Origin of the sequence: Streptomyces sp. ActVer (assembly GCF_027270795.1) — a bacterium.
Taxonomy (GTDB): Bacteria; Actinomycetota; Actinomycetes; order Streptomycetales; family Streptomycetaceae; genus Streptomyces; species Streptomyces umbrinus_A.
Map to the genome: position 1 here is coordinate 1 of NZ_JAPWHT010000787.1, position 2346 is coordinate 2346.

General features: G+C 71.9%; 2 protein-coding genes. Both read left to right on the plus strand.

Annotated elements, in window-relative coordinates; genetic code table 11:
* The coding region (locus tag O3Q52_RS52040) for a HEAT repeat domain-containing protein (RefSeq protein WP_269655389.1) at positions 1 to 762 on the plus strand (762 nt) is incomplete at its 5' end.
* Positions 763 to 927: 165 nt separating this feature from the next.
* Entirely contained in the window at positions 928 to 2334 is a 1407-nt protein-coding gene (locus O3Q52_RS52045; RefSeq protein WP_269655390.1) for a hypothetical protein, read from the plus strand.
* The last annotated feature ends 12 nt before the right edge of the window (positions 2335 to 2346 follow it).

Consider the following 2346-nt stretch of genomic DNA (forward strand, 5'->3'; position numbering starts at 1 on the left):
ACCGACTGGCTGCTGCGGTTCGCCGCCGACGGGCGGTTCTTCGCGGACAGCCGGGTGTACGCGGCCGACGCGCTCGCCTCGTCGGCCGAGGACGGCGACCGGACCCGGACCGAGGCGACGCTGCTCCTGGAGCGCATCGCCCGCGACGAACGGGTCGACGCCGGCTACCGCGTCGAGGCGGCGCACCGCCTCGCCCGCTACCGGGTCGACGCGGGCACGCTCCTCCTGCGCGACTTCGCCGACCGCGCCCTGCACGGCCGCTACGGCTGCGACGCCGCGGTGCTTCTCGCGCAGCACGACCAAGCGGAGGGGACTCGCGCACTGGACGCCATCGCCCGCGCCGCCGGCCAGGAACCCCCGCACCGGCTGCGCGCGGCACTTGAGCTCGCCCACTACGAACCGGCCGACGGGGAGGCCCGGTTGGCCGCGCTGGCCCGGGAGCCGGGCTGGGACGACGGCCCGCGCATCCGGGCCGCCGCGCTGCTCGCCGGACGCAACCGGGAGGCGGGGCTGCCTCTTCTGCGGTCGTACGCCGTCGAGTCGACCGGCGAGGTCCGTGTGGTCGCCGCGCACGCCCTCGCGGACGTGGACCGTGAGGAGGGGCTGCGGCTGCTGCGGGAGCTGGCCGAGTCACCGGAGGCCGGCCGCTCCGTACAGGTCCGTGCGGCCAACGCCCTGGGCGACTTCGACCCGCGGCTCAAGGACGCGACGCTGCGCAGGCTCGGGGTGGACATCAAGCCGGGCGGCTGGTTCTCCACCTGACAACCTGTTGGTTCTCCACCCGACAACTGGTTCTCCGCCCGACAACGTGCTGGTTCTCCACGTTCCCCACGTGACAACACGCTGGCTCTGACCGTGACACCTGCGACAAAATGTGTCCGGACGGTGGCCAGGGGTGGAAGCTCACCAACGGGGAGGCGGCACACGGTGATCCCGCGCATCGACGGTGGTCCGGATCCGATCGGCATGGCGCGCAAGGTGGCGCGCAAGGGCGACTGGCGCACCCTGTGGTGGCTGATCCTCTCCCTGCCACTGCCCCAGGCAGTGGGCGCGGCGGCCCATCTGAAACGCCGCAAGTGGGACCCGCCGTCCGAGGCCGACGCCCGTTTGGCGGACGTGCTCACCGGGCTCCCGCACAGGGAGGCGACCAGGCTCGGGGCGGAGTTGTTCGACCGTACGACCCACAGGCTGTCCGACACACTGGGCTTCGCCAGCCCGGTGGGCTTCTCCGTGCGTCATCCGGTCGTGGCGCTCGACCTCAAGGGCCGCGACGCGCACACCTCGCGCGTCGTCACCGTCGACCGGACGGGCGTGCGGTCGACGCTGTACGAGGGGCCCGCGCAGCACTGGTCGCTGTGCGCCATCGACAGCGAAACGGTCGTGGCCCGGCGGGAGTTCGACAGCGGGGGCTACCGCGGCGACACGGAGGTCGTCGAGTACACACCCGGCCGGGAGGCCGTACTGGCACAGGGCAGCGGCCTGTTGGACGCGGTGGTGGAGGCGACCGCGACGGGTTTCGTGATGGGCACGAAGCTGAACGGCGTCGCCTTCGCCCTCGCGGACGGCGAGCAGGAACAGCTCAATCTGCGGGAGTTCGGCCTCCGGCGTGCCGACCTGTTCGCCGTGGACGCCACAGGCACCCGTATCGCCTTCGCGGACGACACCCGGATCCTCGTCACCGACAGCAGACTGCAGCCGATGCACGACATCGTCGTGGAGTCCCTGCGGCACGGCTCGATCAACGCGATCACCTTCACCGAGGACTCCATCGTCACGGCCGGCTACGACGGGGGCCTGTACCGCTGGCAGGTCATCGGCGGCCGTCTCCGCGGACTGCACGACGGCCGGCACTCGTCACCACGTACGTTCTTCCGGCTCAACCCGGTGGCTCCGTGGAACCTCCTGGTGGCGGAGGGCGGCAACGTCAACTACCACTACGACATCACCACCCTCGAACGCTCCCCGGCCCCGCCCTTCCTGGTGCAGGCGGGGCCCGACAGCAAGGACGACGATCTGGCGCTCCCGCGAGCCGTCGGAAAGTTCGCATCGTCGCCGTACGGACGGCTGGCGGTGTACGAGGGCATGCTCGCGCTTTCCACGAGGAACTCGTCGACGGACTTCTACTCGACGGTCGTCCAGGACCTGGAGCACCCGCTCAACCTGCTGATGAAACCGCTCTCCACCCTCACCGCCTTCGACGCGGACCGGGTCCGCCCGCACCTGGACGCGCCGTCCGGCGCGCCGGACACGTACGCCCTCACCGCCACCGAGCGGGCCGTACTGGCGGCGGCGGTCGAGGCGTGCGCGTGGGCGCCGAAGCTGACCGGCGGCTGACCCCCGGCCGGG